Consider the following 26306-nt stretch of genomic DNA (forward strand, 5'->3'; position numbering starts at 1 on the left):
CATGGTCGTTCAGACCGCCATTCCGATCCGCGCCGCCCGTCCCTGCGCCAGACTTCCCAATTGCCGCACCTCGACCGTCAGCGCCGTCCCCGCCGTTCCGTCCGCAGCGATCATCGCCGCCGCATAGGCCCAGTTCGACGCGCCCGTCTCGGCACTGCGGATCGGCGTCGTTCCCTGCATCACCCGTATCGCATAGCGTTCGCTCTCCTCGGCGATCGGCACGTCGGCCCCGCCCAGCCAGCGCCAGCCGATGCGGCTGCGGCGGGTCCAGCTGATCGCCTGGCCGCCGCTGCCGTCCGACCGCACCGTCAGATGCACGGGCGCTGGCGGCATCAGCGCCTCGCCCGCGATGGTCAGCGACGCTTCGGCCGGTTCGGCATCGCCGATGCCGATCGCCAGCAGGCCCAGCACTCCGCCCGCCTCGCCCTCACGCCCCGCCATGGCGAGCGGTTCGACCAGCCTCTCCTCCTCGATCAGCAGGAAAGGCTCGCCGGGCGCATGTTCGTCCATCGCCCATTCGGTACCGCGCAGACCACGGCGCAATGCCGTCAGGCGCCAGCTTGCCGGCCCGATCCGCGCCGCCTGCCCGAACTGGATCAACTCATGCCCCAACAGGCAGAGATTGCGCCCCTGCGCCAGTCCCGCCTCATCGGTGGACAACAGCTCCATATCGTCCGCCAGCAGCGTGACCGTCAGGGCATGGCGCCTGTCTACCAGCATCGCAGTCCCCACCGGCAACGCCTCGCCGGCCACCCCCATCACCGCACGCGGCGCGCTCCGCCCGATCGGCGTCGCCTCGCCGCTCGCGCCGGTCATGAACAACGCTGCGTTGCGCCATCCCGCCCCGCCGCTGGCCGCGGCCACCACCAGCGGCGCACTGGCCGGCCCGTCGCGCAGCGGCGGCAGGTCGGCCAGCATCAGCGTCGTCGCCCCATGGGGCGCATCCACCTGCCGCACGATCGCACCGGAAGAAGCGCCCGCAGGCAGCGCGCCCGCGCCGCCCGGCACCCGCCGCAACGCCAGCCGCACGACCATCGCCTCCCATTCCCGTTCCTCGATCCGCCAGAGGCCGGGCGCATCGGCGACCGTCACCACCATCCCCGGCGCCAGCGCCAGCGCGCGCCAGTCGCATTGCAGCGTCATCGTCGCGCGCCCGCTCCAGGCCGCACCGATCCGCGCCGCCGCCAGCGCCCGCGCTGCGTCGGCCCCCAGCACCGCGGGCAGTTCGACCCCGCTCTCCAGCCGCCCCGGTCCCGGCCGCGTCACCCGCTGGACGCCGGCCTGATAGTCGCGCGCTGCATCATAATGGCGCAGGCTGATCGCGACCGGCACCCCGTCCGCCGCGCCGCCCGATCGCTGGACCGGATCGACCGCCTGCCCGTTGATGCGCCGCACCAGCGCCGCGCCGCCGGCCACGCCATCCGCCACCGATGGCGTCGCCACCAGCCGCAAATCCGCCTCCCCCGATTGCAACGCCAGTCCCTGCGCCTCCACCAGCGGCGCGATCGCCTCGCGCACGTCGGCGCCGCCGGCCGCAAAACCGTCGACGCCCGGCAAAGCCGTCCCACTCAGCCGCCCGGCGCTCAGGTCCGCCGCGATCTCCGCCATTGTCACCGCCGCTGCATCCGCCTCCACCTCGAAGGTCAGCGACGGTATGCGATTGCCATAGTCGGCCAGCGCCAGATCCTCGAACAACACATAGGCCATGCCCCGATGCGCGGGCGCCAGCGCCATCCCTTCGGCCGAGGCGATCAACGGATCGGCCATCTGCGCCTCGCCGCCAGCATGCACGCGAAACGCCGACACCTCGCTCTTGAAATCGCCCGCCGCCCCGCGCAGCAGATTGCCATCAGCCCATATCCGCCGGATCGCCCGGATCGGCCGTGTCGACAGCGCGACGGCGAAACTCGCCGAATAGCTGTAGCTGGTGACGCTTCCCCGCCCCTTGCCGCCGCCACTCTTCGTCTTCGTCTCTTTCAGGTCCGTCGCCCAGATCACCGTCCCGGCGACGCGCATCGTTCCGAAAATCTTCGGCACCTGCATGCCATAGCTCGACGTCTGCACCAGCAGGTCGGACAATCGCGCGCCTTCACGCCCCTTCGCCTTGAACAGGACCTGATTGTCGATGACGTTGCCGATCACCGCCCCGATCGCCGCGCCGACCGGCCCGCCGAGCACCGTCCCCACCGCCGTCAGCACCACTGTCGCCATAAGATTCTCCTACCAACATCCGTTCGTTTCGAGCCCTTCGACTGCCTGCCAAGGCAGGCGCTCAGGACAGGCGAAGGTCGAGAAACGGATGTGCTACGGCACCCGCCACCAGCCAATCACCGGCCAGGGCGACGGGCCGGGCGTCTCCACCACTCGCCCCAGCCCGGCATGGGCATGGACGAAGCCCGTGCCCGTCCCGACCATCAGATGCAGTTGCAACGGCCCCGGCCGCACCAGCGCCAAATCACCTGGCTTTTCACCCGCCCCGCCGCACGCGACCGGCCGCAATCCCGCCGCCCGCAGCCATTCTTCCGCCCGCCCGATATCCCTGCTGCGCAGCCCATAGGCATCGGGCACGCCTGTCCTGCCCAGCGCCAGCGCCGCCAGCCCCACGCAATCCAGCCCGTCCCGTCCCCGCCCATGCAGCCGGAACGGCACCCCGACCAGCGCCCGCGCCCGCTCGACCGCCCCGCTCATGCGCCGGGATAGCGGGTCAGCAGGTCCATGCCCGGCAGATAAGGCTCGCCCCGGAAGTTCGCGACATTGCCGAACCGCGCCGCGCAGGTCGCCAGTTGCCGGTCACACCCCTCGACCAGCAGCGCCAGCGCCCCCGCCTCCACGGCAAAGGCCGGCGGATCGGCCAGCGTCACGCCATCGCCGTCATTATCGACCACCGCCTGCACCAGCCCCGCATTGGCTCCGCTCATCCAGCGCAACGTACCGAAGGCATAGGCCCCCACCGCCAACCCGCCGACCGTCACCTCGGCATCCTCCACCGCAGCCACCGTCACGACCCGCCGACGCCCCGCCATATCGACCCGGCACGCCCGGTCGCCCAGCCTTGCGCGACAGTCGGGCGATGTGGAGGGCGCCACCGGCTCCCCCAGCACCGCCGCTGCCCCGATCAGTTCGGCCGAAAAGCTCGCCCCCTTGCGCGACACCGCGCCGATCTCGCCCCGCGCCAGCAGCAGCCACAGCGCGCCCGGCGTTTCCCACTGGGTCAGCCGCAGTTCCAGCGCCGCCCCGTCCCAGCGCCCCGCCATCAGGTCCGCCTCGCTGATCGCATCGCTCGACAGCGCGCCCGCCACATCGCTATCCTCGCCCTCCAGCCCGATGCCGCTCCGCACCGCCGCCGGCGTCATCCCCGGCGCAGCGCGATAGAGGAGGCCGTCCATCTCCAGATCGCGATCATGGCTGGTGAGGCCGATCGTCACCCCGTCCCGCCGCTCGATCCGCCAGCAAAAGGCCAGCGTGCACAGCGGCTCGTCCAGCCCCCCGCTCATTCGCGTATCTCCACCAGCGGCACCGACACCGCCTCCCCCGCGGCAAAGGTCGCGCGGCTAATCTCCAGCCGATCCTCGGCAAAGCGCACCGGCACATCAAAACGATAGCCCGCACTCAGCACCACGCCAGCCGCAGGCGCCACATCGAACGCGATCACGCCCAGCCCCGCATGGTTCCAGCCGCTCGCCATCTCGACGCCATCAGCCGCGACGCGGATGCTCCCCGCCACCGGCCGGGTGATGATCCGCGCCTGCGCCGCCTCGCCCGCACCATAATAGCGCATCAGCCGAAACTCGGACCGCACCCCGTCGCCCACGCCCAGCCGCTGGTCGAGCGGCGAGGGCGCTGCCCCCGGCGCACCGCTGCGATCGTCATAGGGATCGGTAAAGCGGAACCCGCGCGCCGCGCCGCGCCTTGCCCGGAAAAACTCGATCAGTGTCGCGATATCCGCCTCGGACCTGACCCCCGGCCCGGCATCATAGGACAGGCGCGCATCGGCCCAGTCGCTCGACCGCCGCTCATGCCCGGACGGACTTTCGACGATCTGCGTCGAAAAGGCCGGCGCCAGGCTCGCCTCGCGGCCGATAGCGATCGGGAACAGCACATCATCAAAGGCCTGCACATCATCCTCCCCATCGATCCTGAAACAGGTAAAGCCGTCGCGGCAGACCTGCGGCAGCGCCCAGATGAAGGTCGCCGCCGTCCCGCGCGCCACCGACGCCCGCGCCGCCGCCATAATCTCGCGCCACTGCCCGGCCTGCTCCGGCAACAGCACGAAGCCAGAAAAATAATGCTGTTCCTCAATCGGATAGCCGAGCTGCGCCGTCGCCAGTTCTACGCCCCGCGCCGTCAGATTGGGCCGCCCTTCCGTCACCCAGTCATAATCCTCCAGCTGCAGCACATCGAAAGCCGGGAAAGCCCAGCCCACCGGCATGTTCGCCCGCTTGGCCTCCGGCGCGCGCGGATCGAGGATGGTCGGCAGATAGGCGAGCAGATGCGTCACCGCCCCCGGCGCGACCAGCTTGACCGCTGCACAGAGCGCCGCCGTCGACGCCGCCAGCAAAGCCCCCGCGGCATCCAGCAGGTCGCACTGCGCCGCACTCAACGCACCCCATACATTCGGTATCGACACCGGCGCGCCGCCAAATGCCGCCCGCGCCGCATCGTCGTACAGACATATCCGCCCATCCCCCGGCATCACCCACCACCAGGGTTCCCCGACCTGAAACAGGATCGGCAATCCCGCCTCCAACCCGATGGCAACGAACGCGCCCGCCACCGCCTGCAAATAGGCCATCGCTCCCATATGCGCTGGCGACAGCAGGGTAGAGGGCGGCGCCCATCCGGTCAGCGCCGGATCGCCATTCTCCGCCCTCTGCTTCCAGTCGTTCCAACAATGCGCATCGAACAGTTCATAGGATAGCGACCAGATGACGCCGAACCCCAGCGCCTTCGCCCTTACCGCAAAATCCCTGTGCCACGCCGCGCACGGCCCGTTCAGCACGCCCTCCGCCAGACTGACGAACAGCTCCGCTCCCGACCGCTCCAGCCGGAAATAATGGCTCATCCCGACATAATGGTTGATCGCCCCGCGATAGCCCAGCGCATGGATCGCAGCGATGATCCGCTCCGGCGTCTGGTTGAAGCCGTCATCATAGCCGGTCGCCATCGACAGCCCATGTTCGGGCAGCATCACATCGCCGACCGCCAGCACCGACCCCGCGCCATCGCACCTTATATCGCTCAGCTCCGCCCAGCCCTCGACCGCGACGGGAAAGGGCGTATCCCCCTCATCATAATCCGGCGGCACGAGCGAGATGAACATCCGGTCCACATCCCCCGCCCACACCGGATCACTATCCTCCGGCAGATCGTATCCACCGACGAGCGCCGAAAAATCCAGCGTCACCACCGCATCTTCCGGCCCGCCGCTCGCATGGTTCCACAGCCGCACATACCAGGCCCGCGCCACGCCCGCCTCGTCCCTCCCCTCGATCGTCAGCGTCGGCCCATGCGTCTCGTCCAGCCTGCGCAGCCCGGACGAGCGCCAGCGAAAGGACAGCATACAGTCCCGAAAATCCCGGCTGGTCTCATAGGCCAGCAGCTTATGGCTCCACCGATCCTCTGACTCCCAGATCAGCCCCGCCAGATCGCCCGACCCGTAAAAGACCGTATCCACCCGCACCGCATCGGGCGCGGTGGTGACGACGCTCGCCATCATCGGCCGGGGAAAATTCACCGTCCAGTGCGTCGCGGCAAAGCGCTTGAGGAAACCCGCCTCCTGCCCCCGCCGCGCATCGGCCAGCCAATAGCCCATATTCATCGCTCCAGCGCTCCCCTCACCGCCCGCGCCACCTGCCGCGCGCTCCGCGCCAGCAGTCGCGGCTCGCTCTCCCCGCCGCGCCCGCTAACCGCGATGCTCACCCGCACATCACGCGCGCCCCCACTCCCTGACATGCCCCCGTTCGCGACGACCTGCCCGCTCGTCGTCGGCACAAAGACCTCCGGCCCGCGCTCGCCGACCATATAGGCCCGCCCCGGTGTCACCGGTCCGCCCGTCGCACGCCCCGGCAGCCCCAGCGCCGACGACAGCACCGTCGTTCCCAGGTCGAACAGCCCGCCGCTCCCGCCGCCCGTCGCCGACCGCAGCGCGCTCGCCGCAATGTCGTTCAGCACGCTGAGCGCGATCCGCTTCAGATCCTCGAAGCCGAACTTCCCGGTCCGCACCGCGCGCAACAGTCCCTGCTCGATCCGCTGCCCGGCTCGCTCCGCCCCTGTCGCCAGCGGCCCCTCCAGAGTCCCGCGCATCGCCTCGACGTCGCGGTTCAGCCCCTGCGTATCGGCCCGCACCCGCACCACCAAAGTCTCGATTTCCTCGTCCATGCTCCCCACTCCCACCCGACGCTCGCCTCAATCCGGCATCACCCCCATCAACCGCCGCAACTCCACCCCATCCACGCCCTCCCCCGGCGCTTCCTCGCCGCGCGCCGCGCGCAGCACCGCCGCCAGTTCCGCCGGGGTCGCACGCCAGAATTCGTCGGGCCGCCAGCCGAGCAGCCACCCGGCCACCCCCGCCAACCGCCCGGCCGCCTCGCGAAACCGCGTCATTTCCCCGCCAATATCTGCTGCAAAATGGCCTTCAGCACCGGCGTCACCCGTGCCAGCCCGACCGCCAGCACCGCCTCGCCCAGCGCCTCGCGCGTCAGCCGGTCGCGATCGACCAGGCAATGCCAGAACAGGGCCACCAGATCGCCCAGCGACAGCTTCCCGTCGGCCGCTCGCTCGACCAGCTCGAACAGCGGCCCCAGTTCCTCCTCCGCCGCCACCAGCGCCGCGAAACTCGGCCGCAACGCCAAAGTCTCGCCACCGACCTCCAGCGCCGCCTCGCCCCGTTCCGGGTTTGCCACGCCGCTCATTCGCTCACCACCGCGCCGCTGCTTTCCAGGCTCAGCGCATAGTTGCGCTCGCCATTATAATCGCCGGCATAGTCCAGCCGCGTGACCAGGAATCGCCCCCGCATCCGCTCCCCGCTCTCGAAGCTCAGTTCATAATGTTCGATCGTGCCCGACAGCGCATGGTTGCGGATGCGGACTTCCGCGTCCGACCCGGTGAACAGCCCCGCCGCCGACACGCTGACCGACCGCACCCCCGCGCCCGACAGCAATTCGCGCCAGCCGCCCGAATCCTTGCTGGTGATGTTCACCGCTTCGCCGTTTACGGACAATTGGGTGGTGCGCATTCCTGCCACCGTTGCATAGGTTGCCGGAACGTTTCCGTCGCCGACCTTCAGCAAAAACGCACTTCCTTTTTCGACGCCCATGGCGCATTCTCCAGCCAAGCGACACCGACGCGCGCAGCACCTTGCTACGGCCCGGAAAATCGCGAAAAAACAGGAGACATGAGGCACGCCCTGCGCGCCCCGTCTCAGCGTGAATCTGGGGTTTATGGAGAGGTCCCGATGTTTGTTGCTGCTTCGCTCGTGATGATGCTTGCCGCGGCCCCGTCCGCCGACGCGGTCGGCAATGGCCGCAAGGACTTTTCCAAGTGCCTCAGCGCCCAGATTCAGCCCTCTCTCGACAAGAAGCTGACCGTCGGCGACTTCCAGTCCACCATCAAGAAAGCCTGCGCCGACAAGGAAGCCGCCTTCCGCGCCGCCATCATCGCCCAGGACAAGGCAGACAAGATGTCCGACGCCGACGCCAGCAGCGACGCCGACGACCAGATTTCGGAATATGTCGACAAGATCACCAGCGAATTCGAAGAAAGCAGCAGCCCAAGCTGATCCGGACGCCGCTCAGCGCGATCCCACGTCTAACCGGCGAACAGCCGACTGGATCACGCGCGATCATTCTCTAGGCTCGTCACCCCGGCCTTGAGCCGGGGTCCAGCTGTCATTCTTTCAGCGGAAGGTTATCGACCTACTCCCCCTCCCGCACCGCCCGCATCCGATAATCTATCATCGCCCGCCATCCCGGCGCAGCGCCACCATTGCGCGCCACCCGCGACCGCAGCAGCCCGACACTCACGATCCGCCATCCATCCTGCGCGCCGGCCGCGCCGATCGCCGGATCGATCCGCGCCATCATCCCGGCCAGCCGCCCCGGCGTCTCGTCCGCCACGACCAGCCCGATGGTCAGCCGCAATTCGCGCCCCTCGACCTGCTTGCCGCCCCAGTCCGCGCCCAGACATTCGCCGACCACCCCGTAGGGCGCCGCCGCCCGCGCCGGCTCGCCGTCGTACAGAGCATTGACCCGGTCCATCAGCGCCCCATCCGCCCGCAGGGCCGCGATCACCGCCGCCCGCACCGCCACCTCCGCACTCATCGCACTCTCCCCGCCTCGCGTAGCGCCAGATCGCGCCACCAGCGTCCCGCCAGCCCCCGCCCGGACGCGCGCACATCCTCGCCCTCGACCACCGCCTCGACGCCCTCCGCCGCCAGCGCCACCGCGATCCGCTCCCGCCGCCACGCCGCGCGCGCCTCGACCATCCGCGCCAGCGCCGCCTTCATGCCAACCGCATCCGCCGGAACGGCCGCCACAGCGCGCTCACCACGGCGGGCGGCGTCGCGCTCTCGGTCCCGCGCGCCAGATAATGGTCCGCCGCCAGCCGCACGATCCCCTGCCGCAGCGCTTCGGGCAGCCCGTTCATCTCGCCCGCCATCCCCGCGCGATAGCGGACCGCCAACACCCGCCGATCGCCCGCCCGCGTCGATCGCACCCATCCATCGCCCGCCGCATCGATATCGATCGCATAGGCCTCCACCGGCAAATCCTCGCTCGCCCCGTCGGCATCGACCGCCGCCACGCCCTCGATTCCCAGCACCGGCCGCGCCGACAGCCGCTGCCAGCCGCCTGTCCCCGCCACCGTCTCGCGCGCCTCCCGCGCGATCAGCCATTGCCCGACAAACTGTTCGCACAATGTTGCCGCGCCGCGCAGCAATCCCACCAGCACCGCATCCTCGCCACCCGTCTCGATCCGCAGATAGGCCTTCAATTCCGCCAGCGACGCCGCCAGCCCCCCGCTTTCCGCTTCCGTCCGCATCAGCGCTCCTCCACCCGGATCGTCACCGATCGCTCGTCCACCTGCCCGTCGGACAGCATCACATGATTGGTCAGCCGATAGAGCCGCCCGACCACGCCGCCCGCCAGCCGCGCGCTGCTGCGCTGCTCCTCGAACGCGCTTTCCTCGACGACCAGCCCGCCCACCTCCTCCGGCTCCACCGCCCAGCTGCTCGCGATCAAAGTCTGCGCCGCCAGATAGGCGGACCAGTCGATCTCATGGTCGATCCGCGCCTGCGGATCCTTCACAAACAGGCTCATCTGATCTTGCTCCCCCGTTCCGCTTCCGCCTGCGACGCCCGCGGGGCCACCCTGGCGCGCGCGCCCTGCCCCGGCCGCACACCGACGCCCCACGGCCCCGCCCAGCCGCGCCGCGCCTCTTCCAGCGCGCCGATCACCCCGGCGCCCAGCGCCTCACCCTGCAGCATCGATCGCCTCCAGCGCGTCCAGCCGCGCCTCGATCCGCGCCATGCGCCGCCGCTGCCACGCCGCCTCCAGCGCCAGGCACTCCTCATATCGCAGCCCCCAGCGGTCGCCCTCATCCCACGCGTCATGGCACAGCAGCCCCAGCCGCACGGCTGCGCCCTCTCCCAGCCGCGCGTCGATCGCGTCGCGCACATCCTGCGCCACCAGCCCGACATGCCATCGCGCCGCCGCGCCCTTGGCCGCCACCGCCTCGCCAAAGCGAAACCGTCGCCACGCCACCGCGCCCCACGCATCGAGCAATGCGTCATCAACCGCGTCCACATCCTGCTTGGCCCGTGCGTCCGACGTGCTGATCGCCCCGCTCGCGGCATAGACGGTCGACCATCGCGCCGCCGCGCCGCCCAGCGCAAAGCCATTGTCGACAGAAGGCGCCACCGCGCCGAACGCCGTCAGCGCCTGATATTCCAGCCGCAACACCTCCTGCATCGACGCCGACCCGTTGCGCCCGACATGGAAACTCAGCCGCGACGCCAGGTTCGTCGCGCCCGGCGACGCCGCGATATAGGTGGTGCGGATGCGCGACAGCTCCGCAAAGCCGCCCCCGACATAGCCCCAGCTATTATAGTCGCCGATCACATCGTTGGTCGCGATATCGACCCTCGCCGCGAAGCTGCCATTGGCGCGATAAAGCCGGTTGTTCGCCAGCGACCCGAACGCCGCCACGCGGAAACTCGCCTGCCCGCCGTCCATCCACATGGACATGGCCGGGGCCAGGATGCTCACCTTGCCCAGCAGCCCTTCGACCGCATAGTCATCCGCGCCGACCGTATTGATATAAAGTTCAGCCGCGCTCATGCGCTGCCCGCCGGTCGTGCCCAGCGCGCCGATGCTCGCCCGCACCCCCGCCGCGCTCGTTTGCGTCAGCAGCGACCGGCCGAACGCCGCGCCGGCCAGCCCGGCAATCGCATCCAGTTCCCCGCTCGCCGCCTGCCGCCCGGCCAGCGTCTCGGCCAGTCCCTCGACATCGCCCACGCCATGGCCATGCGCCTCCATCGCCGCGATCCATCCCGCATGGACCGCCAGCCCGACGCGCTTCTCGCCCGCGGCAAAATCCACCGCCGCGCCATCGGTCGACGACGCCACCGGTCCGCGCACCAATCGCCCGTCCGCATCGATCCGCCCGGTCCCCGCCTCCCATTGCAGCGGCTCGCCGGTCCCGATGATCACATAGGGAAAGGCCACCCCCACGCCGACCGCCCCGGCAAAAGCGCGATAGCCCGCCATCGCCCCATCCAGCCGCAACCGTCCGCGCCCGGTATCGTAACAGACCTCCCGCACCAGGTCGGCCATCTCCAGCCCCGTGATCCCCACGCCCATTCTCCAGCAAAAGAGAAAAAAGCCCCTCCCCTTCAGGGGAGGGGTTGGGGTGGGGCCGCGCCCCACCACCTGACGCCGATCAGGTCGCCGCGAACTTCATCAGCTTGATCGCCTCCGAATTGGCCACGCCGCCGCCGATCCGCTTGACCGCATAGAAATGCACGAACGGCTTGTTGCTGAACGGATCGCGCAGGATGCTGGTGTCGCTGCGTTCGGCGATGACATAGCCCATCTGGAAATTGCCAAAGGCGATCGACAGGCTGTTCGCCGCAATGTCGGGCATGTCCTCCGCCTCGACCACCGGATAGCCCAGCAGGGTCGCGGGCTGCGCCGCGCTCAGCCCCGGTTGCCAGATGAAGGCGCCGTCGCTCGTCTTCATCTTGCGGATCACCGCCAGCGTCGCGCTGTTCATCACGAAGCACGCCCCCTGACGATAGGGCGCGCGCAGGCTCTGCACTAGGTCGACCAGCTTGTCCTGCGGGTTCGCCGCGAAAGCGCCCGCCGCGCCCGACGCCAGATATTGCAGCGATCCGAAGGCGCGCACGCTGTCCGCCTCGCTGGTCGTGGTATAGGTCAGGAAGCCCTTGGGCTTGTTCGTGCCATTGCCGCTGACGAAAGCCGCGCCCTCGGCCACCGCAAACTCGCGGGCAATCTCGCTCGCCAGCCAGCCCTCGACATCGAACTGCGCATCGTCCAGCATCGCCTGGCTCGCCGCCGGATTGGCGAACAGCTCGCCCGACGGCGGCACGATCTCGTTGAAACTCGGCGTCCCCGTCTCGGCCCGCGCACCCGTCTCGCTTGCCCAGCCCGACACGACGCCGCCCGACGTCACCAGCTTGCGATAGCCCGCCGTGCCGGTGCGCACCACATTGGCGATCGACCGAATGGGCGAGATCGCCTTCAGCGTCGTCCCGATCAGCTGGTCGATCTCGCGCGGCACCGCATAGCCGCCCGCAGCGCCCGTCGCGCCCGAAAAGCTCTTCAGTTCCAGCCCCGCTTCCATGCCCTGCCGCAGATAGCGCTCGACGAAGGCCGACCGCGCCGGATCGACGGCGCCGCCCTTCACCCCATCCAGCGCCGGCCGCTGCTGCGCCAGCAACGCGCCCTTCAGCGCCGCAACCTCACTCTCCAGCCCCTCGATCCGCTCCCCCTGCGCCACCATGTCGAAGCTTGCTTCCAGCCCGTCCATCACCTGATCCGTCATACCCGTCTCCACAAAAAAGGGCGGCCCACCGGACCGCCCGAAACATGCCTTCCCCCCACGGGAGAAGGATACGAAGCCTTGCCGCAAAGCGGCTAGGCGAAGTTGGATGACTGGGCGCCCCGCTTGCGCCGAACGCCCAGTCATCCGATAGAAGCAACCATGTCCCTGACCCTCGCCACCGACGGCGCGCAGCATATCCCCGCCGCTCTCGACGCACCGACACTCGCCACGATCGAAACCGCGCTCGCCGATCTGCCGCCGGACCAGCCCGGCCTGCGCCTCGCCAGCCTGCCCGCCCTCGCCGCAATCCTCGCGTCCACCGGCGCCATCGGCCGCCACGCCGCCGCCCATCAGGGCGCAGCGACCCGCCCCGTCCGCGCCATCCTGTTCGACAAGAGCGAAGCCACCAACTGGGCGCTCGGCTGGCATCAGGACCGCACCATCGCCGTGCGCGCCCGCATCGACACGCCGGGCTTCGGCCCCTGGACGCGCAAGTCCGGCATCCAGCATGTCGCCCCGCCGCAGTCGCTGCTCGACTGCATGCTGACCCTGCGCATCCATCTCGATCCGGTCGATGCCGCCAACGCGCCGCTGCTGATCGCGCCCGGCTCGCACCGCCACGGCCGCGTCCCCGAAAACGAGGTCGCTGCCCTCGTCACCCGCTGCGGCACTCATGGCTGCCTCGCGGCGCGCGGCGACATCTGGCTCTACGCCACGCCGATCCTCCACGCCTCCGACGCCGCGACAACCCCCCGCCACCGCCGCGTCCTGCAACTCGACTATAGCGCCGATGCCCTTCCGGGCGGTCTCGAATGGCTGGGCGTCTGAAATCCTTCTCCCCGCGGGAGAAGGATACTAAGCCTTCAGCTTACTGGCTAAGCGAAGTTGGATGAGGGCAAAGGACTTACCCCTCCACCTTCAACACCCGCGCCAGCGGCTGCATCGGATGCGTCACCAGGCTGACCTCCACCAGCTCCAGCGCCAGCAATTCCCGCGGCCCTGCCCCCCGCGCCGCCTTCACCCGGTATCCGAACGACAGCCCATCCAGCGCCCCGCTCGCCAGCGCCGCCGCCGCCTCGCGCCCGGCCGCCGTCGCCCGCGACACCCGTCCGATCACCCGCAGCCCGCGCCCATCCTCCTGCGCCTTCTCGATCCGGCCGATGACGCTGCCCGGCCCATGCTGCCACAGCAAGGGCACCCCCGCCGCCGCCAGCTTGCCGTCTGCATCCGGCCCGAACGCTCCCGCCCGCACTACATCGCCGCCCCGGTCGACCCGGTCGAAAATCGCCGCATAACCGGCAAAGCGCACCTCCCCCGTTTCCCCTCCCTCCGTTCGCTTCGAGCGAAGTCGAGAAGCAGCCCGCGCCACCTCGCCGCTCATGCCCGCACCAGCCCCAGCAACCCCACCTTCACCGCCACGCCCAGCAGCAGCAGCGCCATGCCGATCCTTACCGCCCAGCCGATCACCGCCCCGCGCGCCGCCTTCTTCGCGTCGCGCCAGGCGGACAGCAGCTCGCGCAATTCCCGCACATCGCCCTCCGCGCCCCGGTCGGCGAGGCCCAGCCGCTCCAGCGCCCGCTCCGCGCCCAGATCGCTCGCCTCCTCGATCAGCGCCCGGACCATGACCATTTCCATCGGCCGCCCCTGCGCCTGCGCGACGAGCCGCGCCAGCATCTCCTCTTTCATCCCGCGCTCCTTTCCATCCCCACGCATCGGCCCTATCTGACGCACATGAAGCGCACCCCTCGCAAAGCCCTGATCGTCATCATCCTGGCCGTCCTCGGCCTCCTCGCCTGGCAGTTCGACCTGTTCACCGCCGGCGACTGCCTGATCCAGGGCGGCCGCTGGAACTGGGACAATGGCTTCTGCCGCCTCGACAGCCTCTCCCGGCCATCATGAAACGCCTGATTCTGCCCGTTGCTCTGATCCTGGCCGCAGCTGGAGCCTGCCTTTGGCAAAGCGATTGGCTCGCCCAGGATCGCTGCCTCGACAGCGGCGGTCGCTGGTCAGAAGCCACCGCCGCCTGCGAACATTAGGCGATTCCCAGCATCGCCTTCTTCTCTTCCGCCGAAAGGAAATCCGCCGCCACGACCCGCTCCCACAAGGCCACCAGCGGCAGGATCGCCTGCCGCCACAGCGCCTTGTTGGCCTCGCGATAATTGGCGTAGCTATTGTCGCCTGGCAGCCCCATCAGCATCGGCGGCACGCCGAAGGCCAGCGCGATCTCCCGCGCCGCCGCGCTCTTCAGGCCCACGAAATCCATCTCCGCCGGCGTCAGGCTCATCGCCTTCCAGCTAAGGCCGCCCTCCAGCAGCATCGGCCGCCCGGCATTGGCCGCACCGGCAAAGGCCACCTCCATCTCGCGCTTCACCCGCTCATATTGTTCGGGCGACAGCACCGATCCGTCGCCCGGATCATAGACCATCGCGCCTGAAGGCCGCGCCGCATTGTCCAGCAGCGCCTTGTTCCACACGCTCGCCGCATTGTGGATCGCCACCGCGCCCGCCGCCGCGCCCACGCAACCCAGCCCATAATGATCGTCCAGCGGATGCAGCGACTTGAGGTGCAGCAAACTCGTCCGCCCCACGCCATCCTCGGGCGACAGCCGGGTCACGCTCTCTCCCACCCGATAGAGATAGGCCGCCGGCCATCCCCGCGCATCCGCCTCGACGCTCACGCGCTCGGGCCGCAATGCGAACAGCTCGGCCGGCATCCCGTCGGCGCCGGCGATCACCTGCACATAGCCATTGCCGTGCAGCAGCAGGTGGCAGGCCAGCGTCTCGACCAGCCCCTGCCCCGCAGAGGTGCAGCAGACCAGCGCCTTCACCCGCGCCGCATCCACACCGTCGATATTTGACCCGCGCACCTTGATCGCGGTCGCACCCGCGCCTTCGGACACCAGCCGCATCGCCCGCTGCGCCACGGCATTACCCATTACCCCGGCGCGCAGCTGCGCCTCATAGCTCGCGGGCCACTCGCCCAGCGCCACCGCGCCAGAACCCCAGGCACGCGCCAGCACCGGCCGCGCATCGCCCGATGCGGCCGCTTTCGTCCCGAACCATTTCATATGAGCATCCCCAGAACGCAAAAATCCTCTCCCCACCGGGGGAGAGGATGATGAAAGTCAGCGGCAACACCGCTTACCGAAACCTCTCATTTTCCCTCCCGTTTTACGGGAGGGGTAGCGAGACTTACGCGCGCAGCGCGTTAGTCGCAGCGGGGTGGGCTATCCGCCTCAACGGTTCCGCGCCAGCACCCGGTCGCAGGTGGAGTTGGTGCCCTCGCTCTTGCCAATCATCCGGCCCGCCAGCGCACCCGCGCCCGCGCCCAGCAGCGTCTCACCGACGCCGCCGCCTGCGATCAGACCCACACCCGCACCACCGGCCGCGCCGATCACCGTGCCTTTGTCGCGCCCTTGCTTGCCCTTCAGCAGGCAGTAGCGCACATCGTCCCGATCGCGCGGAGCCGCCCGCGCCACCCGCGCGCGATCCTTGCTGTTGAGGCTGGCGGCCAGCACCGGCGTCGCGATCACCGACACGCCCACCGCGACCGCCATCAGCTTCACCATCTTCATGTCACATACTCCTGATTACGACATGACAACGATCCGGGCCGCGCGCCGGTTCCGTGCGCTCAACCCACGCGCGACACGAACGCTTTCATCGGCGTCGCGCTGCTGCCCATTGCAGGCTGACCGTCTCACACTATGCTTGCATGATGACGTTACTGATCAACATAGCCGAAAAGCCATCCGATGCCGACTATGAAGCAATCTTCAAGCCTTTACACGCCTACAATGTCCATAGCGCGGGCGATCCGTGTATCCGGCCTGTCGCCTTGTTGTTGACCGATGAATTGAGCAATCATGTTGGCGGACTTTGGGGCCAGTGCGCCTATGATTGGCTCTTCATAGAGCTTCTTGCCGTTCCGGCGGAGCATCGCGGCAGGGGTTATGGAACAGCTCTCATGGCGCAAGCAGAAGATATCGCCCGATCCGGAGGTTGCATCGGGATCTGGCTCGACACCTACGAATTTCAGGCCAGCGGATTCTATGAAAAGCTGGGGTTCGAGATATTCGGCACGCTCGGCGATCATCCCGTCGGCCAAAAGCGGTTCTTCCTGCGCAAGCGGTTTTAGGAACACGGTTTTCCCGCGACCAGAAGCCGCAGGCCGATGGTCGCAATCCCCGCCTCACATCTCCCTGATCCGCGCCTCGCCCCTCTTCGCCAGCATCAGTTCGCTCAACGCCCACACCAGCGCATCGGCCCGATCGGGCGATCGCCCCGGCCCGACATAGCCGCCGCCCGCCAGCAAGCCGCACATCTGGTCCTCCAGCTCGGGGAAGGCGCCGCGATGCGCCACCCGTCCCGCTTCATACAGCGCCGCCACCGGTTCCGCGCGCGCAGACTTGCCGCGCGAGGCATGGACCAGCTTCACCGGCATCTTCTCCTCCGCCGCGCGCAGCACGCTTTCCACCATCGCGCCGCCATTATTGGCCTCCGCGACAACCCGGTCCGCGCCATGCACCATCGCCGCCGCCGCGACCGCGCGCGCCCAGCCTTCGGGCCGCATCCCCTCGACACTGGCATCGGCAATCACATAGCCGCGCCCGTCGCCGCCCAGCCCCGCAACGACGATGCCGCACGCATCGCCGCCTGCCGAAGCGGGCGGATCGACCGCCACCACCACCCGCGCCAACATCCCCGGCACATGCCGCACCCGGCACGCCTCGATCAGATCACGCGTCCAGAGCGCACCCTCCACCTCCTCGATCAGCTCGCCGTCCAGCTCCTGCCGCCCCAGCCGCGTGCCGCCATAGCTTTCCGCCATCGCCGCCACGAAGCCGGGCGCCAGATTGCCCGCATTCTCCGCCGTCCGCCCCCGCGTCACCACGACATCGCCAGCCTCGCGCCCCACCAGCGCCCGCACCAGCGGCACCGGCCGCGGCGTCGTCGTCGCCAGCACGCGCGGCACCTAACCTCATCCCCATCATCAGATTATGCCAGGCCGCCTCGCCCCCTGCCCATTTGGCGATCTCGTCGGCCCAGCCATGGCTGAACTGCGGCCCGCGCAGGGATTCCGGCTCGGCCGCACCGAACAGTCGCGCCTCCGCGCCATTGGGCCAGGTCAGCTTGCGCAGCGCCGGGGCATAGACCGGCCGCGCCCACCATGGCGCGACGGAGAGCAGCCCCGACGCCCCCTCCACCATCACGCTGCGCGCCTCGCCCAATGTCGCGCCCACCAGAGCGATCCGCGCCGCCGGATCAGCCTCGGCGATCCCGCGCACCCATTCCGCCCCGGCGCGCGTCTTGCCGAACCCACGCCCCGCCATCATCAGCCAGATGCGCCAGTCGCCCGCCGGCGCCAGCTGCGCCGGCCGCGCCAGAAACGCCCATTCCTGCGCCAGCCGCTCGGCCGTCCCGGCGTCCAGTCGCTTCAGGATCGCCCCCTGCGCGCGCCCATCCACTCCGGCAAGCCATTCCATATTCGAAAGCTGCATCGCTCCCTCCAACGGCTCGACCCAAAGAAAAAGGCCGCCAAAACAGGCGGCCTCCCCAAAACTCTCCGCGTCTCCGCACCCTGAATACGCGCCCCGGAAATGACCGAGGTTCAGTTCAGGCGGAGCCGAAAAGCGTGATTGCCGAGCAACGGAGCGCAGCGTGCTCAAATGCACGTGAGCACCGGAGCGCAGGAAATCGCGCTTTGCAGGCCCGCCTGGGCTGAAGATCGGTTATTTCCGCGGCGCCATCCCGCCAAAGGTCACGATGCTTTCCGCCCCATTTTTCGTCAACGCCGACACGCCGATGAAATGGTCGTCCACCACCACATCCTTCAGCCCATATTCGGTCGCGCCGATGACGATGCGGCTGTTCGACCATCTCTGCTCGTCCGCCCGCCGCCAGTAGATGCGATAGGCTGCGGCGCCCGGCACCGAATCCCAGAACACCCGCGTATCCATCGACAGCGCGCCGTCCAGCGACACGCTCGCCGGGGCCGCCGGAGCCGCCGCCAGTTCCCGCAACGTCGCGACGTTCAGCGCCGTCACCTTCGCCAGATAGGGAAAGTCCATCCCCTCGACCGTGTCGCCATAGACCCGGCCATTCTCGGCCCGCAGATCCTGATGCTGCCGGTCATAATTCTCGATCCCGACCGAAAAGCGCACGGCGGGAAAGCCCAGCTCCAGGAAGGGCGAATGGTCCCCGCCCCGGCCGAAGCGATCGAAGCGTCGCACCGCGAATACGTCCAGCCCGATCTGCGGATTGGCCTCCGATATGCCGTCGATCTTCTTGGCCAGCGCGCGCGACGGCCCGTCATCCTCGCCGCCGATCGCCCGCCGCGTCAGGTTCGCCTTGGCGTCCTCGGCAAAGCGGATGCCTTCGGAAAAGACCCGCACCCGGTCCGCCACGATCTGCCCGTTCTGGCCGAGCGTGTTGCCGACAATATCGTTGTTCAGCATCGCCCGCACCTGCCAGCCGCGCTTCTTCGCCGTATCGGCCAGCAGCTTGCCGCCCCACAGCCCCTGTTCCTCGCCCGACAGCAAGGCATAGACGATCGTTCCGTCGAACTTTTCGCCCGCCAGCACCCGCGCCGCCTCGATGACCAGCGCCGTGCCCGACGCATTGTCGTTCGCGCCCGGCGCATCGCTCGTGATGTTCATGACGTCGGTCACGCGGCTGTCGATATGTCCCGCGACGATCACCACCTGGTTTGGATCACCCGTCCCCTTCTGGATCGCCAGCACATCGACCACCTCGACGCCGTCGGGCGCGCGCGGTCCGGTGAAGCGATCCGCAATCGTCTCGACGCTCAGGCACCCGCCGCACCCCTTGCCGATCTTCTCGAACTCACCCGCCCCCCATTTGCGCGCCGCGCCGATCCCGCGCTTGGGGTCGGTCGCCGAAGACAGGGTATGCCGCGTCCCGAAACTCACCAGCTTTTCGACGGTCGTCTTCAACCGCGCCGGATCGGGCGCCTTCGTCTGCGCGACGGCCGGAATAGTCAGGACAGGGGTGGTCAGGGCCGAAGCGGCGGCGAGCAGGATGATTGTCTTCATGGGAGCAAACTCATATCGCCTGGGACACGACTGTAAAGCACTCCCGCACCACCAGCCTCCATCCAGTCAAAGACCAATATCGATCAAATATTTACCGCTTGACGACTTCCCCGCCCGATAGCACCACCGCACGCCTTGGCTCCGGGGGGAGCCGAGTCATTTTGGGGGGTACCAATGAAGTCCATTTCCAGCGCCGTTCTCGGCGTGATTGCCTGCGCCTGCGCGCCATCCATCCATGCCCAGGTCTCGACCAAGGTCTCGACCGCGCCCGCCGCGCCGGTCGCCACCATTCTCGCGACGCCCGCCGGCAACGTCCTGCGCGCCGGCACGCAAATCTCGCTCAAGACCGCCGAACCGCTCACCACCGAAGGCAAGAAGCTGCGCGTCGGCCAGCGCGTCCAGCTCGAAGTGGCCGAAGCGGTCACGCTGAACGGCCAGACCGTGATCCCGCTCGGCAGCCCGGTCGTGGGCGAAGTCACCGACGTCCGCAACAAGGGCATGTGGGGCAAGTCCGGCCATATCACCGGCCGCATCCTCTATGTCCGCGCCAACGGCAACCAGATCCGCCTGACCGGCACCTTCGATGACAAGGGCGTCACCGGCACCGCCGGCGTCGTCGCCGCCATCGCCCTGGTCCCCATCGCCGGCTTCTTCACCACCGGGACCAGCGCGAAAATCCCGCTCGGCGCGCCCGTCACCGCCTTCCTCGACGAAGATGTGAGCGTCGCCTTCGCCGCTGCAGCCCCGGCCGCCCCGGTTGCCGCAATGCCCGCCGCGCCGGTCACACCCGCCGTCGCGCCCGCATCGACGCCGGCGACGCCAGCCCCGACCAAGACCTCGCTGGTCGACCCGTCGCTGGAAATCACCGCAAGCAATTGACGCAAAAAGGCCGGTGCGATCCTCATCGCACCGGCCTTTCAAGCCACATCTTCCAACCGGTTCAGGTCAATTCCCGCTCGACCATCGACACCGCCTGCTTCAGCGCCCCGGCCCGGTCGCAATCGCTGCGGCATTTTGCCTGCTGATAGCGCAGGTTGTTCAATATGGCGCGTGCCGCGCCCGCATTGCCCAGCCGGATCTCCGCCAGCGCCAGCCCCGACATCACACCGGCACTACCGACGCGCCCGCCGCCGGGCAGCGCTCGCTCGAAGAAGCGCCGCGCGGTCGCAGGATCACCCAACCCCAGCGCCGCCAGCCCTTTCAGGAAGCGGACATGCCGGCTGCTCGTCCGGCCAATCAGTTCGTTCAGGAGCGGATCGGCCTCGGCATAGCGGCCCTCCGCCACCAGCCGTTGCGCCTGCCCCAGCTTGTTCGAATCCAGCCTGGCGACGCCAAAATTGCCGGCATCAGCCCCCCAACCGCCAACCGGCGCGCTGTTCCACGAACTGAATTTCGACGGGTTGCCGAAATTGCCCTGCCTGACTGCAGCGACTTGCGCGGCCACCGGCGCAGCGACCAGGAAAGAAAGAGGAAGAAGATAAGCCAGACGCATCACGGACTCCTTCAACAGACATAGGTAGCGTATCGCTACTGATGATTTCCGTCAAACAGGATCGCGCCAACGCCTTGAGCCGCAACGCTTTGTTACAAAAGCCGTAGCGACATGAAGCCCGCCGCCCCGCTCAAGACTGCGCTACAAATCTGACATCTGCGGGAAGCATAGGGCCGCTATCCCGTTTCTTGTCAGCGGCACTCCTCTGCGGATCCCCCTCTGCCGCCGCTGACACTCCCCCTGAACCTCGACCCCCGGCGCCTGCCGGGGGTTCTTTTCCATATCGGGGCCTGCGCGCCGCAGGGGTCAGCCCGCCACCGGCTGCACCATGATCGCCCGCCGCACCGGGACGGACGCGGGCGCGATCATATGTCGATGCCAGTAAAGCGACACCCAGCCCGCCTTCATGCAGATCTGCCGCCGCGCCACCATGAATTTCAGCGTCAGCGCCAGATCGTCCCCATGTGCCTCGTCAAGGCCCAAAGTCTGGACCGGCCCCGCGCCAAGGCGCTGTAAAATCATGCTTTCCAACGTCATGTCGGAGTAAAGATGCCAGGCACAGGGTCCGTTCCGGCGCAGATCATGGTTAATGCCCATCAAGTCGCGCCGATCTACCGGCCTGCCGTCAAACTGCTGTTTTCACAGGATGAAATGCCGGCATGCAGATCCGAACCTGCCTCGACCGGCACTTACTCGCCCGCCACCGCCCGCCGTCGCCTTATTTCCTCCAGCACGCCGCGCACCCGCTCGACGGCATCGGCGCTGTCGGGGCGCTCGACGCCCGCCTCGGCCCGGATCTTCGCCACCCGGTCGCGATAGCGCTGCCACAATTGCAGGCCCAGCGTCAGGCTGGGCGCGCGCTTGACCTTGCGCGTCTTCACCGCCCCCTCGCCGTCCGTCACCACTTCCTCGCTCTCGCTGCCGAACAGCGCGGCACGCATCAGCATCATCTCGATCTCGGCATAGCCCTGATCGAGCGCGGCATCCCACGCCCGCGCAAAATCGGGATCGCGCGCCTTGCGGTCATAGGCGCCCGCCCGGCACTTGCCGACGGCGCGCGCCGCCTCGCTCGCATTGCACGTCTCGGCCAGCACCGCCATGAAAGCCGTCACGTCCGCCCTGGTCCAGCCGTCCCCGCGCGCCTTGCGCAACTGGGTCCGCACCGTGCCGCCCGCCTTCTGCCGCTGCGCCACCAGCGGCCCGCGCTTCTTCCCCTCTGCCATGCCCCCCTCCGTCGACGCCCCAAAAGCATTTTGAAGTTAGCTGGAACAGCTAACGGCTCGCAAAATGCGGAAAACAAAAGACCTTCAGAGCATGATCTGATTCAATCTGATCGGATCATGCTCTGAGCCGCCGCCCCTCCGCCCCCCATGCCCGAACCGGCCCGGACAGCAAAAGGGCCGGCCCCGAACAGGACCAGCCCTTGCACCGCCACCGTGGCGACTCACATTTTCCCAATATCCACATGTCTGCCACAGGAGCGTGACGATGTCAAGGGAAATGTTCCAGATAGGTTATTTCATGCTGCCATTTTAGCCAGGACTGCCGCTTCCTGCGCCAGCGCTTCGGCAAAGCTCGGCCGCGCCCGCACCCGGTCCAGCCACGCCGCGACCCGCGGCCAGCGTTCCGCCGTCAGCCCCCCGGAACAATAGCAGACGTTGATCAGCGGACAGGCCGCGGCGATATCCGCCAGGGTGAAGCGATCCTCCACCAGCCATCCGCTATCGGGCAGCACGCTTTCCAGATAATCATAGAGCGGCGGCATCTTTTCCGCCTCCGCCACATCGGCCAGCGCCGGATCGTGCGGCAGCTTCAGCGCCTTGCCCACCACCCGGTTGAAGAAGAGCTGCGCGCCCGCCGCCTGCGCGATGGTGTCGCCAAACTCCTCATACCAGATCGTCCGCGCCCGCGCCTTCGGCTCGGTCGGGATCAGGTTCGGCGCGGGCAGCAGGGCATCCATATAGGTTATAATCGCGGTCGAATCGCTGATCAGGAAATCGCCATCCTCCAGCGCCGGCATCTTGCCGAAGGGCGACGCCCGCATGAACGCCGGATCGCCCCGCCCGAACCCCGCCGGCTTCACCTCGATCGCGATCCCCTTCTCCGCGGCAAAGACGATGACCTTGCGCACGAAGGGCGACGGCCGGGCGCCATGGATGATCATGATGTTTCTCCTCCTGAAACGATGTCGCGCCGGACGTGCCATCCGGCGATCCGAACGATCGCGAAAAAGCGACGACCGACGGTCGGGCAGGCCCATCATGCCAGTCCAGTCTCGAATTGCAACTATCGGCGCGAGCCCCCATCCTCCCGGACCGGCCTCCCCATCGCGCAGCGCATGCCGTAGCGACAAGGCAGGAAGCAGAGCGACCGGGATGGGTGGTTTGCGGTCTGTCGGCTTTCGGCGCATAAAGGAGGCGAACCGGACACGAGAGGCCCAATCACAAATGTTTTGGGAATCAAACCCATGGAAGGCGGGCTTTTTGCGATCTCGTTCTATGAAGAAGGGGTATCGCGAACGCGCAAGCTGGCCGCTTACTTGGCGGCGCGCGGGCTTAAACGACTGGCCAGCCATATCCGCACTCGGAGACGACCATGATTGGGCGCGAAAGATGGGAACGGGATTCGTTGCCGAGTTTGGCAACGAAATCTTGTTTTTGATTGATCGGGATTGGTTTGGCTGGCCTGACCCACCCCAATGGGGACTAGCATCGTTTGATGCAGCTAACGGAGCGTGGAGCCTGTGGGGAAACTTTTCAGATTTGCCTTCTGTGTGGACTATTCCCGACCCCTTATATGGGCCGGAGCGAAATCCTGCTTAGTCCGGTTCTAGAACAGGTTTATTTGCAATTGAATTTCCGCTTCTGGTCGCTTCCAGACGCAAACCTCCGTTTGCCCTGAGCCTGTCGAAGGGCCGAACGGACATGGGTGCCTGCAACCAGCCGCGTCCCACCCTCACAGAAACCGCCCGACCACGCCCATCACCCGCTCGACCGTCTCCTCCTTCTCGCCCACTGGCGCGACATAGTCGATCACCGCGCGCGCCTCTGCCGCTCCCGCCCCGCGCGCGATCGTCCAGGCCGCCAGATAGTGCGCCGCCATGCAGCCGCCCGCCGTCGCGACATTGCCTGTCGCATGGAAAGGCGCGTCGATCACCCGCGCCCCGGCCTCCACCACCCAGGGTTTGCTGGTGACATCGGTGCACACCGGCGCCTCGCCCAGCAGCCCCCGCTTCGCCAGCACCAGCGCGCCCGAACATTGCGCTCCGATAATCTGCCGCGCCGGGTCCAGCCGCAACCGCGTCATCAGTTTCGTATCCGTAACGACTTCGCGCGTCCGCACCCCGCTGCCGACCAGAACCGCATCAGCCTCTTCAATATAATCAATGCCTTGCTGCACCGCGACCCGCACGCCGTTCATCGACGTCAGCGTCTCCCCCGGCCCGCAAATCCCGGCCCGCCAGCCCTTCACCCGGTTGAGCAGCGCCAGCGCGACGAAACTGTCCAGTTCGTTGAAGCCGTCAAAGCTCAATATCGCAATCCGCATCGCTTATTCTCCCATGGAAGCGATGCGTCCTACCCGCCGATCCGCCCTGCCGTGCGATCCGCTTGCGCCGGATTGGCTACCGCCCGGCCTCCGCCGGCACGGTGGTGCGCGTATAGTCGATGCGGATGCGGACCCAGCTGCCCACCATAACCTTGCCGTTGACGCGCGGCGGCAGCACCAGGAACTGCCAGGCCGCCAGCCGCACCGCCTTGGCAAAGCCCGACCCCAGCGGGGATTCGCCCAGCATCTGGCAATTTTCGACATGATAATGGTCGACCGTCTTGCACGCGACCAGGCCATAGCCCTGCGCCGGCGCATTGGCGGGCAGATAGGTGGACAGCTCGGCATGGGTCGGCCGCCGATACCATTCCGCCTCGAACAGTTGCACCCCGCCCGGCCCTTCGCCCGGCCCCTGCACCGCCGCGCTGTCGCCCTTGCCGTCGCCTGCGCCCTGCGCCGCCTTGGGCATGGCGCCGATATCGGCCGACGCCATCTGCTCGCGGTTCAGCGTCAGGAAGGGGAAGGGCGATGGCGGCTGCTCGGCGGGCTTCTCCACCGGAATGGGCGGCCGCACCACCGGCTCCGCCTGCTTCTTCGGGCTGGCCTTGTCCTGCTCGCGCTTTTCCGTCTTCTCGGCCTTGGCCTGCTCCTTTTCCGCCTTCGGACCGGCTTCGACGTCGAAGGTGACGGGCAGGCGCTGATCCTCCCTGGGCGGCTGGAAACCCGGCGACAGGGTGAAAAGCGCCAGCAACAGCAACAGGTTCAGCACCAGCGCGAACAGCACGCCACCTGCACGCTGCCGCACTTTTGCCCAGGAAATCGAAGAAAAAGTCAAATGCGCCGGCCGAACAGAAATCAAGGAAACGGGTCATGCCCAGACGGCACCGGACAGTCAACGCCGTGCCGGCGGGTCTGTGGCGCAATCGAGCCGTGCCGTCAGGCATGTGGCGCATCCGCCTCCACGCCGCTACAGCCCATCCCCATGGACATCCGCCTCGCGACCGCCGCCGACCTGCCCCTGCTCCATCCCGTCATCGAGCGCGCCTATCGCGGCGATGCGGCGCGGGCGGGCTGGACCTTCGAATCCGACCTGCTTGCCGGCCCGCGCACCGATCTCGCCACGCTGGCGGCGATCCTCGCCAGCCCGGCGGACCGGCTGCTCGTCGCCGTCGAGAATGGCGCGCCGATCGGCTGCGTCCAGATCAGCGACAGGGGCGAACGCACCGCTTATCTCGGCCTGCTCTGCATCGATCCTGCGCGCCAGGCCGATGGCCTGGGCCGCCGGCTGATCGCCGCGGCGGAGGATCATGCCGCCCGCCTGTTCGGCGCCACCGCGATGGAAATGACCGTCATCGACCGCCGCGCCGAACTCATCGCTTATTATCAGCGGCGCGGCTACGTCCTCACCGCCGAAAAGCGTCCTTTTCCGATCCCGCTCGACCCGCCGCTCGAAATGGTCGTTCTGGCAAAAGCGCTGGCGGCGTCCGTGCATCTCGGCTAGGCCCGGCGCCGATGCTCACCAAGCTCTATCAATGGACGCTGGCCAAGGCCGCGCACCGCCACGCCGAACGCTGGCTCTTCGCCATTTCCTTCATGGAATCGAGCTTCTTCCCGATCCCGCCGCACCCGCTGCTGGGGCTGATGTGCCTGGCCCGGCCGGAGCGCGCGCTGCGCTTCGGCCTGATCTGCACCCTCGCCTCGGTGCTGGGCGGCATGCTGGGCTATGCCATCGGCCACTTCCTCTATGAAACGGTCGGGCAGCAGATCCTGCACGCCCTCGGCCTCGCCGCCAAATTCCCGGTCGCGGCCTGCTATCTGCGCGACTATGGCGCGGAGATCATCCTCATCAAGGGCGCGACGCCCATCCCCTTCAAGCTCATCACCATCACGGCGGGCTTCATCGGATTGTCGCTCTTCACCTTCCTCTGGGCCAGCATAGTGAGCCGCGCCTTCCAGTTCATGCTGGTGGGCTTCCTGTTCTGGAAATTCGGCCGCCCGATCAAGGCGTTCATCGAGAAATATCTCGCCCTCCTGTCCGCCCTCTTCCTCGTGCTGCTGGTCGGCGGCTTCATCGCCGCATCGATGCTGAGCGGCGGCGGCGCGAAGAGCGACAAATGCTCGGGCGCCACCATGGCCACGATTCGCTGACAGGCC

At 68.0% G+C, this 26306-nt stretch carries 33 protein-coding genes and 1 pseudogene; 7 read left to right on the forward strand and 27 right to left on the reverse strand.

Translation table 11 applies throughout. From position 1 onward, the window contains the following. Window positions 1-9: 9 nt before the first annotated feature. The 8 genes from DM806_RS20820 to DM806_RS20855 all read right to left on the reverse strand — a co-directional run bounded on the left by DM806_RS20820 (window position 10) and on the right by DM806_RS20855 (window position 7315). Window positions 10-2211, reverse strand: a complete 2202-nt coding sequence (locus DM806_RS20820) for a phage tail protein (protein WP_179045072.1) — start codon at window positions 2209-2211, stop codon at window positions 10-12. Window positions 2212-2304: 93 nt separating this feature from the next. Beyond that, window positions 2305-2688, reverse strand: a complete 384-nt coding sequence (locus DM806_RS20825) for a peptidoglycan endopeptidase (RefSeq protein ID WP_179045073.1) — start codon at window positions 2686-2688, stop codon at window positions 2305-2307. Continuing rightward, a complete protein-coding gene (locus tag DM806_RS20830) occupies window positions 2685-3494 on the reverse strand; it encodes a DUF2163 domain-containing protein (protein ID WP_179045074.1) in 810 nt (269 codons plus the stop codon). Before DM806_RS20830 ends, DM806_RS20825 begins: the two co-directional genes overlap by 4 nt. Further along, the gene (locus tag DM806_RS20835) at window positions 3491-5812 is read right to left on the reverse strand and encodes a DUF2460 domain-containing protein (RefSeq protein WP_179045236.1); all 2322 of its coding nucleotides are present in this window, start codon (window positions 5810-5812) and stop codon (window positions 3491-3493) included. Before DM806_RS20835 ends, DM806_RS20830 begins: the two co-directional genes overlap by 4 nt. A gap of 2 nt (window positions 5813-5814) precedes the next feature. After that, window positions 5815-6378: a phage tail tape measure protein gene (locus DM806_RS20840; protein ID WP_179045075.1), complete on the reverse strand. Its 564-nt coding sequence runs from the start codon at window positions 6376-6378 to the stop codon at window positions 5815-5817. A 27-nt stretch (window positions 6379-6405) separates the two neighbouring features. Then, the gene (locus DM806_RS20845; RefSeq protein ID WP_179045076.1) at window positions 6406-6603 is read right to left on the reverse strand and encodes a phage tail assembly chaperone; all 198 of its coding nucleotides are present in this window, start codon (window positions 6601-6603) and stop codon (window positions 6406-6408) included. Then, window positions 6600-6911 carry a gene transfer agent family protein gene (locus DM806_RS20850; protein WP_179045077.1) on the reverse strand — a complete coding sequence of 104 codons (312 nt, stop codon included), beginning with the start codon at window positions 6909-6911 and terminating at the stop codon, window positions 6600-6602. The genes DM806_RS20845 and DM806_RS20850 overlap by 4 nt, the downstream gene beginning before the upstream one ends. Then, window positions 6908-7315 (reverse strand): phage tail tube protein, encoded by a 408-nt coding sequence (locus DM806_RS20855; protein ID WP_179045078.1) that lies wholly within the window; start codon window positions 7313-7315, stop codon window positions 6908-6910. Before DM806_RS20855 ends, DM806_RS20850 begins: the two co-directional genes overlap by 4 nt. 138 nt (window positions 7316-7453) lie before the next feature. On the opposite strand from DM806_RS20855, the gene DM806_RS20860 reads away from it, so the two are divergent. Further along, a complete protein-coding gene (locus tag DM806_RS20860) occupies window positions 7454-7777 on the forward strand; it encodes a hypothetical protein (RefSeq protein WP_179045079.1) in 324 nt (107 codons plus the stop codon). A 136-nt stretch (window positions 7778-7913) separates the two neighbouring features. Here DM806_RS20860 and gp17 read toward each other — a convergent pair whose 3' ends face one another. The 7 genes from gp17 to DM806_RS20895 all read right to left on the reverse strand — a co-directional run bounded on the left by gp17 (window position 7914) and on the right by DM806_RS20895 (window position 12060). Then, entirely contained in the window at window positions 7914-8318 is a 405-nt protein-coding gene (gene gp17 / locus DM806_RS20865) for a tail completion protein gp17 (RefSeq protein ID WP_179045080.1), read from the reverse strand. After that, window positions 8315-8503 carry a hypothetical protein gene (locus DM806_RS20870; RefSeq protein ID WP_179045081.1) on the reverse strand — a complete coding sequence of 63 codons (189 nt, stop codon included), beginning with the start codon at window positions 8501-8503 and terminating at the stop codon, window positions 8315-8317. Before DM806_RS20870 ends, gp17 begins: the two co-directional genes overlap by 4 nt. Next, window positions 8500-9036, reverse strand: coding sequence for a head-tail connector protein (locus DM806_RS20875; RefSeq protein WP_179045082.1), 537 nt, complete (start codon window positions 9034-9036; stop codon window positions 8500-8502). The genes DM806_RS20870 and DM806_RS20875 overlap by 4 nt, the downstream gene beginning before the upstream one ends. After that, window positions 9036-9314, reverse strand: a complete 279-nt coding sequence (locus DM806_RS20880) for a phage fiber-tail adaptor protein (RefSeq protein ID WP_179045083.1) — start codon at window positions 9312-9314, stop codon at window positions 9036-9038. Before DM806_RS20880 ends, DM806_RS20875 begins: the two co-directional genes overlap by 1 nt. Then, window positions 9311-9481: a hypothetical protein gene (locus DM806_RS20885; protein WP_179045084.1), complete on the reverse strand. Its 171-nt coding sequence runs from the start codon at window positions 9479-9481 to the stop codon at window positions 9311-9313. The genes DM806_RS20880 and DM806_RS20885 overlap by 4 nt, the downstream gene beginning before the upstream one ends. After that, complete coding sequence (locus DM806_RS27630; protein ID WP_179045085.1) at window positions 9468-10850, reverse strand: tail fiber domain-containing protein; 1383 nt, start codon at window positions 10848-10850, stop codon at window positions 9468-9470. Before DM806_RS27630 ends, DM806_RS20885 begins: the two co-directional genes overlap by 14 nt. 85 nt (window positions 10851-10935) lie before the next feature. Further along, window positions 10936-12060 carry a phage major capsid protein gene (locus DM806_RS20895; protein WP_179045086.1) on the reverse strand — a complete coding sequence of 375 codons (1125 nt, stop codon included), beginning with the start codon at window positions 12058-12060 and terminating at the stop codon, window positions 10936-10938. 159 nt (window positions 12061-12219) lie between these two features. On the opposite strand from DM806_RS20895, the gene DM806_RS20900 reads away from it, so the two are divergent. Beyond that, window positions 12220-12888 carry a phytanoyl-CoA dioxygenase family protein gene (locus DM806_RS20900; protein WP_179045087.1) on the forward strand — a complete coding sequence of 223 codons (669 nt, stop codon included), beginning with the start codon at window positions 12220-12222 and terminating at the stop codon, window positions 12886-12888. Window positions 12889-12964: 76 nt separating this feature from the next. Here DM806_RS20900 and DM806_RS20905 read toward each other — a convergent pair whose 3' ends face one another. Both DM806_RS20905 and DM806_RS20910 read right to left on the reverse strand, forming a co-directional pair. Next, window positions 12965-13441 (reverse strand): HK97 family phage prohead protease, encoded by a 477-nt coding sequence (locus tag DM806_RS20905; RefSeq protein WP_179045088.1) that lies wholly within the window; start codon window positions 13439-13441, stop codon window positions 12965-12967. Then, window positions 13438-13746 (reverse strand): DUF6127 family protein, encoded by a 309-nt coding sequence (locus DM806_RS20910; protein WP_179045089.1) that lies wholly within the window; start codon window positions 13744-13746, stop codon window positions 13438-13440. Before DM806_RS20910 ends, DM806_RS20905 begins: the two co-directional genes overlap by 4 nt. 45 nt (window positions 13747-13791) lie before the next feature. Between DM806_RS20910 and DM806_RS20915 the strand changes: the two genes are divergently transcribed. Further along, window positions 13792-13959, forward strand: coding sequence for a hypothetical protein (locus DM806_RS20915; protein WP_179045090.1), 168 nt, complete (start codon window positions 13792-13794; stop codon window positions 13957-13959). Between the two features lie 133 nt (window positions 13960-14092). Here DM806_RS20915 and DM806_RS20920 read toward each other — a convergent pair whose 3' ends face one another. Both DM806_RS20920 and DM806_RS20925 read right to left on the reverse strand, forming a co-directional pair. Then, window positions 14093-15127, reverse strand: coding sequence for a phage portal protein (locus DM806_RS20920; RefSeq protein WP_179045091.1), 1035 nt, complete (start codon window positions 15125-15127; stop codon window positions 14093-14095). A 168-nt stretch (window positions 15128-15295) separates the two neighbouring features. Further along, window positions 15296-15634 carry a hypothetical protein gene (locus DM806_RS20925; RefSeq protein WP_179045092.1) on the reverse strand — a complete coding sequence of 113 codons (339 nt, stop codon included), beginning with the start codon at window positions 15632-15634 and terminating at the stop codon, window positions 15296-15298. A 263-nt stretch (window positions 15635-15897) separates the two neighbouring features. Between DM806_RS20925 and DM806_RS20930 the strand changes: the two genes are divergently transcribed. Further along, the gene (locus tag DM806_RS20930; RefSeq protein ID WP_372859677.1) at window positions 15898-16197 is read left to right on the forward strand and encodes a GNAT family N-acetyltransferase; all 300 of its coding nucleotides are present in this window, start codon (window positions 15898-15900) and stop codon (window positions 16195-16197) included. Between the two features lie 54 nt (window positions 16198-16251). Here the strand turns inward: DM806_RS20930 and DM806_RS20935 are convergent. Further along, window positions 16252-17560, reverse strand: a pseudogene (locus tag DM806_RS20935) (DNA-packaging protein). A 231-nt stretch (window positions 17561-17791) separates the two neighbouring features. Beyond that, entirely contained in the window at window positions 17792-19114 is a 1323-nt protein-coding gene (locus DM806_RS20940) for a M28 family peptidase (protein ID WP_179045094.1), read from the reverse strand. Window positions 19115-19288: 174 nt separating this feature from the next. Between DM806_RS20940 and DM806_RS20945 the strand changes: the two genes are divergently transcribed. Continuing rightward, window positions 19289-19993: a hypothetical protein gene (locus DM806_RS20945; protein ID WP_179045095.1), complete on the forward strand. Its 705-nt coding sequence runs from the start codon at window positions 19289-19291 to the stop codon at window positions 19991-19993. A gap of 61 nt (window positions 19994-20054) precedes the next feature. On the opposite strand, the gene DM806_RS20950 is transcribed toward DM806_RS20945, so the two are convergent. The 6 genes from DM806_RS20950 to DM806_RS20975 all read right to left on the reverse strand — a co-directional run bounded on the left by DM806_RS20950 (window position 20055) and on the right by DM806_RS20975 (window position 24987). Beyond that, complete coding sequence (locus tag DM806_RS20950; RefSeq protein WP_256869420.1) at window positions 20055-20606, reverse strand: hypothetical protein; 552 nt, start codon at window positions 20604-20606, stop codon at window positions 20055-20057. A gap of 306 nt (window positions 20607-20912) precedes the next feature. Next, the gene (locus DM806_RS20955; RefSeq protein WP_179045096.1) at window positions 20913-21203 is read right to left on the reverse strand and encodes a hypothetical protein; all 291 of its coding nucleotides are present in this window, start codon (window positions 21201-21203) and stop codon (window positions 20913-20915) included. 92 nt (window positions 21204-21295) lie between these two features. Continuing rightward, entirely contained in the window at window positions 21296-21829 is a 534-nt protein-coding gene (locus tag DM806_RS20960; RefSeq protein ID WP_179045097.1) for a hypothetical protein, read from the reverse strand. A 296-nt stretch (window positions 21830-22125) separates the two neighbouring features. Beyond that, window positions 22126-22770: a glutathione S-transferase family protein gene (locus DM806_RS20965; RefSeq protein WP_179045098.1), complete on the reverse strand. Its 645-nt coding sequence runs from the start codon at window positions 22768-22770 to the stop codon at window positions 22126-22128. A gap of 791 nt (window positions 22771-23561) precedes the next feature. Next, a complete protein-coding gene (locus DM806_RS20970) occupies window positions 23562-24152 on the reverse strand; it encodes a DJ-1/PfpI family protein (protein ID WP_179045099.1) in 591 nt (196 codons plus the stop codon). 76 nt (window positions 24153-24228) lie between these two features. Beyond that, complete coding sequence (locus DM806_RS20975) at window positions 24229-24987, reverse strand: hypothetical protein (RefSeq protein ID WP_179045100.1); 759 nt, start codon at window positions 24985-24987, stop codon at window positions 24229-24231. Window positions 24988-25134: 147 nt separating this feature from the next. On the opposite strand from DM806_RS20975, the gene DM806_RS20980 reads away from it, so the two are divergent. Further along, complete coding sequence (locus DM806_RS20980) at window positions 25135-25653, forward strand: GNAT family N-acetyltransferase (RefSeq protein ID WP_179045101.1); 519 nt, start codon at window positions 25135-25137, stop codon at window positions 25651-25653. Between the two features lie 11 nt (window positions 25654-25664). Then, on the forward strand, window positions 25665-26300 hold the full coding sequence (locus DM806_RS20985; RefSeq protein WP_179045102.1) for a YqaA family protein: 636 nt from the start codon (window positions 25665-25667) through the stop codon (window positions 26298-26300). Window positions 26301-26306 lie beyond the last annotated feature (6 nt).

The organism is Sphingobium lactosutens (assembly GCF_013393185.1).
Taxonomy (GTDB): Bacteria; Pseudomonadota; Alphaproteobacteria; order Sphingomonadales; family Sphingomonadaceae; genus Sphingobium; species Sphingobium lactosutens_A.